Source organism: Psychrobacillus sp. PGGUH221 (assembly GCF_042055255.1).
Taxonomy (GTDB): Bacteria; Bacillota; Bacilli; order Bacillales_A; family Planococcaceae; genus Psychrobacillus.
Genome location: NZ_JAQMHQ010000034.1, coordinates 1 through 556, shown reverse-complemented (window position 1 = coordinate 556; position 556 = coordinate 1). Strand labels below are relative to the sequence as shown.

At 50.4% G+C, this 556-nt stretch carries 4 tRNA genes; all 4 read right to left on the bottom strand.

The features are described 5' to 3' along the window. Positions 1-125 precede the first annotated feature (125 nt). Positions 126-201, bottom strand: a tRNA-Ala gene (locus PGC35_RS22060). A 16-nt stretch (positions 202-217) separates the two neighbouring features. Further along, a tRNA-Pro gene (locus tag PGC35_RS22055) sits at positions 218-294 on the bottom strand. Positions 295-300: 6 nt separating this feature from the next. Next, positions 301-377: transfer RNA gene (locus tag PGC35_RS22050), tRNA-Arg, on the bottom strand. A 20-nt stretch (positions 378-397) separates the two neighbouring features. Continuing rightward, positions 398-486: transfer RNA gene (locus PGC35_RS22045), tRNA-Leu, on the bottom strand. Positions 487-556 lie beyond the last annotated feature (70 nt).

Sequence of the window (556 nt, the reverse complement as noted above, 5' to 3'; positions counted from 1 at the left end):
AAGCTCATTTTGTTTTGCTGGCATCATCATTAAATGATGTCAAAATTGTTTGCTATCCGACTAACCGAAGCTAGTCTATCAAGCTATATGTCTTAACGTTTTGCATGTTCAGTTTTCAATGTTCATGGTGGAGCCTAGCGGGATCGAACCGCTGACCTCCTGCGTGCAAGGCAGGCGCTCTCCCAGCTGAGCTAAGGCCCCAAATATAATTAATAACTGGTCGGGAAGACAGGATTCGAACCTGCGACCCCTTGGTCCCAAACCAAGTGCTCTACCAAGCTGAGCTACTTCCCGTAAATATGGCGCGCCCGGCAGGAGTCGAACCCACAACCTTCTGATCCGTAGTCAGACGCTCTATCCAATTGAGCTACGGGCGCATATATTTATTTCATAAAAGTGGTGCCGAGGACCGGAATCGAACCGGTACGGTAGTCACCTACCGCAGGATTTTAAGTCCTGTGCGTCTGCCAGTTCCGCCACCCCGGCACTTAAATGAATCTATGGAGCGGAAGACGAGGTTCGAACTCGCGACCCCCACCTTGGCAAGGTGGTGTTC